Annotated in this window: 5 protein-coding genes; all 5 read right to left on the bottom strand. The window is 41.9% G+C overall.

Features of this window, described 5'->3' with window-relative positions; genetic code table 11:
* Nucleotides 1–1,106, bottom strand: a 1,106-nt coding sequence (locus ACPLOV_RS11360; protein WP_424909964.1) for a sodium ion-translocating decarboxylase subunit beta, incomplete at its 3' end; no start/stop codon positions are given.
* A gap of 37 nt (nucleotides 1,107–1,143) precedes the next feature.
* Nucleotides 1,144–1,560: a biotin/lipoyl-containing protein gene (locus ACPLOV_RS11365; protein WP_424911198.1), complete on the bottom strand. Its 417-nt coding sequence runs from the start codon at nucleotides 1,558–1,560 to the stop codon at nucleotides 1,144–1,146.
* Nucleotides 1,561–1,613: 53 nt separating this feature from the next.
* The gene (locus tag ACPLOV_RS11370; RefSeq protein WP_424909961.1) at nucleotides 1,614–1,976 is read right to left on the bottom strand and encodes an OadG family protein; all 363 of its coding nucleotides are present in this window, start codon (nucleotides 1,974–1,976) and stop codon (nucleotides 1,614–1,616) included.
* A 29-nt stretch (nucleotides 1,977–2,005) separates the two neighbouring features.
* Complete coding sequence (locus ACPLOV_RS11375; RefSeq protein ID WP_424911199.1) at nucleotides 2,006–3,559, bottom strand: acyl-CoA carboxylase subunit beta; 1,554 nt, start codon at nucleotides 3,557–3,559, stop codon at nucleotides 2,006–2,008.
* A gap of 23 nt (nucleotides 3,560–3,582) precedes the next feature.
* On the bottom strand, nucleotides 3,583–3,972 hold the full coding sequence (mce, locus tag ACPLOV_RS11380; RefSeq protein WP_424909963.1) for a methylmalonyl-CoA epimerase: 390 nt from the start codon (nucleotides 3,970–3,972) through the stop codon (nucleotides 3,583–3,585).
* Between the last annotated feature and the right edge of the window lies 1 nt (nucleotide 3,973).

The following is a 3,973-nucleotide window of genomic DNA, read 5'->3' on the forward strand; positions in this document are numbered from 1 at the left end:
TAAAGGGAAAGCAACACACCTGCAACTATAGCGGTACCAATAACCCCGGCTACATTCGGACCCATGGCATGCATTAATATGAAATTACCCGGTTTTTCTTCCTGCGCAACAACCTGTGCTACCCTTGCAGCCATAGGAACTGCTGATACTCCGGCAGATCCTATTAGAGGATTTACCTTACCGCCCGAAGTCAAATACATCAGTTTACCGAGAAGTACTCCTCCTGCAGTTCCTCCCGCAAAAGCTACCAAACCCATTATCAGTATTTCTATAGTTTGCAGTCTTAAAAAGTTTTCCGCTGTAGCAGTGGCCCCAACTGTTGTGCCTATGAATATGGTAACGATATTTATCAGTTCATTCTGGGCGGTCTTTGATAGCCTGTCTACCACACCGCATTCCCTGAAAAGGTTTCCAAGCATCAAACACCCTATTAATGCGGTTGCAGGGGGCACTAAAAAGCTCGCCAGAACCGTTACTAAGATTGGGAATATTATTTTTTCCGTCTTTGATACGGGGCGTAACTGTTCCATTGTAACGGTTCTTTCTTTTTTCGTCGTCAATAACCTCATTATGGGCGGCTGGATTATGGGCACAAGAGCCATATAGGAATAAGCCGATACCGCTATTGCACCTAACAAATGAGGAGCTAACTTGCTGGAAAGGTAAATGGCTGTCGGACCATCGGCTCCCCCTATTATTCCAATAGATGCTGCTTCTTTAAAGTTAAATCCAAGTAAAGCTGCACCAAGAAAGGCTATGAAAACTCCAAGTTGTGCTGCGGCTCCTAAAAGAAGGCTCTTTGGATACGCAATTAGTGGACCAAAGTCCGTCATAGCTCCCACACCTAAAAATATCAATGGTGGGAATATATCGTACTCTACCCCCCGGTATATCCAGTAAAGGAATCCACCGGGTTCCATTAAATGACCCATGGGGATATTTGTTAAAAGCATTCCAAAGCTAATGGGTACCAAAAGCAAAGGTTCATATTTTTTTACGATAGCAAGGTATAGTAATATACAGGAAATTCCTATCATTATTAATTCTTTCGCGGTTACATTTGCAAAGCCCGTCGTTTTTATGAATTCCACAAAAAGTTTTATTATTTCCAACGAGTTTCACCCTCTCCCGTGTATAATGTAATTATTCCAATACTGCAAGGAGGTCTCCGGTATTTACTGAAGTGCCTTCCGCTACTTCAATAGATACTACCTTGCCATCTTCGGGGGCAAGGATTTCATTTTCCATTTTCATGGCTTCAAGGATCATCAAGCAGTCTCCTTTTTTGACCTGTGTCCCGGGCTTTACTTTTACGGATAGTATTGTTCCGGGCATGGGGGCGTTTACGGTAAGCTTTCCGGTAACGGATTTTTTAGGAGCCGGCTGTGGGGCTGCTTCTTTTGCGGGTTTTGTTTCTGCTTTGGGTGCTTCTACTTTTGGAGTTTCTGAAGCTTTGGGTGTCTCAGCTTTAACGGTGGGTGCAGGGACGGCATCCACACCCAGTTCTTCTACTTCTACCTCATAGGTATTTCCATTAATCGTTATTCTGAATCTTTTCATTTCTTTTTTCTCCTTTCTTAATAGTGTTTTTTAATAGGTTAATTTATGTTAATTTATATGGTTCTTTTTGGGTTAGTTCTTGCAGCTATTCCCCATACCGGGGTTTTTTCATATATTCTTCTTATAGCACCTATCTTTACTGATTCTAATGGTTTTCCTAAATATGCAGCTATTGCTGCCGTTATGGCTGCAATTTCTTCTAAATTTTCTTGAGAAGCTATATTTATCTTTTCTTCATGGAGCACCAATGGACTTTTTAGAGAAGGTTCATCAATTGTTTTTTTTTGCGCATTTTCGGGCTTGTAAAATACGTACCTCATTACATCTAATATCAGTGATAAAAAGTAAAGGGATAGCATGACTATGCCCATGCCGATAACTGCTGCTTTTAATGATTCAATTAATACGTTTTCCATCTTTTTTCCCCCTTTTGGTGTGTATTTTTTTAAACAGGCATGTTGCCGTGTTTTTTATCGGGCCTTGTTTCGCGTTTTGATACGAGCATTTCAAGGGCGCTTATTATTTTTACCCTTGTGTGGGCGGGTTCTATTACATCATCTACATATCCTCTTTTTGCTGCTTGATAGGGGTTGGCGAATTTATCCCGGTATTCTTCTATTTTTTGTTTTCTTGTTTCTACCGGGTTTGAGGATTCTTCTATGTCTTTCCGGAATATTATGTTTGCTGCACCTTCCGGACCCATTACCGCAATTTCTGCTGTGGGCCATGCAAATACTTGATCCGCACCTAAATGTCTCGAACACATGGCTATATATGCTCCACCGTAAGCCTTCCTTACTATTACCGTTATTTTGGGAACGGTGGCTTCGCTGTAGGCGTATAAAAGTTTTGCTCCGTGCCTTATTATTCCGCCGTGTTCCTGGGCTACTCCCGGTAAATATCCGGGGGTATCGGTAAAGGTTATAATGGGGATGTTAAAAGCATCGCAGAACCTTACGAATCTCGCTGCTTTGTCGGAGGCGTTTATATCAAGACATCCTGCAAGTACTTTTGGCTGGTTGGCCAGTATTCCCACACTCCTGCCGTTTATCCTTGCAAAACCCGTTATCATGTTCTGAGCGTAATAGGGTTGAACTTCAAAGAAGTCGCCTTCATCTACGATTAGTCTTATTACTTCTTTCATGTCATAGGGTTTGTTGGGGTCAACGGGTACTACATTGTTTAGCTCGGGGAGTATTTTAATGCCTTCCGCAACGCTTTCTTTCAGCGGTGGGTCTTCTAAGTTGTTCGATGGGAGATAAGATAAAAGTTTTCTAATTTGTTCAAAACATTCTTCTTCGCTATTGGCCATGAAATGGGCTACGCCGCTTTTTGTGTTATGGGCTAAGGCTCCACCTAAATCCTCGGGGCTTACATCTTCTCCGGTTACTGCTTTTATTACCTGAGGGCCGGTGATGAACATCTTGCTCATTTCGTTTACCATGAATATAAAGTCGGTAAGGGCGGGAGAATATACTGCTCCTCCTGCGCAGGGGCCTAAGATTACTGAAATCTGGGGTATTACACCGGAAGCTATGGTGTTCCTGTAGAATATTTCGCCATATCCTTTTAAGGCATCCACACCTTCCTGAATCCTTGCGCCTCCCGAGTCATTTAATCCTATTACAGGAGCTCCCATTTTCATTGCCATATCCATTATTTTTACTATTTTTGCTGCATGCATTTCGCCGAGAGACCCACCTATTACTGTGAAATCCTGGGCAAATACAAATACCAACCTGCCGTCTATTGTGCCGTAGCCCGTTACTACGCCTTCACCGGGGGCTTTTGTGTCTGCCATATCAAAGTCGATGCAGCGGTGCTCTACAAAGGCATCGATTTCTACGAAGCTTCCTTTGTCTAAAAGTTTTTCTATTCTTTCTCTTGCGGTAAGCTTCCCGCTTTCATGCTGTTTTTGTATTTTTTTCTCTCCGCCTCCGAGCTCGACTTCTTTCCTTTTTTGCTTTAAAATTTCTAATTTCTGTTCAAAACTTTCCATATTTATTTTGCTTCCTCCTTTATTTATTTTCTTTCACAAAGTTCTATTAAAACACCTTTTGTAGCTTTGGGATGGATGAAAGCAATCCTGGCTCCACCAGCTCCATATCTTGGTTTTTCATCAATTAGCCTTACTCCCTTTTGTTTTAGTTCTTCTAAGGCTTTTTCAATATCATCTACTCTGAAGGCTATATGCTGTATACCTTCGCCGTTCTTTTCTATGAATTTTGCAATAGGACCTTCGGGGTCGGTCGATTCTAATAGTTCCACTTCGCTGTCACCCACTGGAATAAACACAACCTTTACCTTTTGTTCCTCAACTATTTCTTCTCCATGGACTTCAAGTCCCAATAAATCGGTATAGATCTTTTTTGCTTCTTCCAGGTCTTTAACAGCGATACCAATGTGGTCTATT

It is taken from the genome of Thermovenabulum sp., assembly GCF_049723235.1.
Classification (GTDB): Bacteria; Bacillota; Thermosediminibacteria; order Thermosediminibacterales; family Thermosediminibacteraceae; genus Thermovenabulum.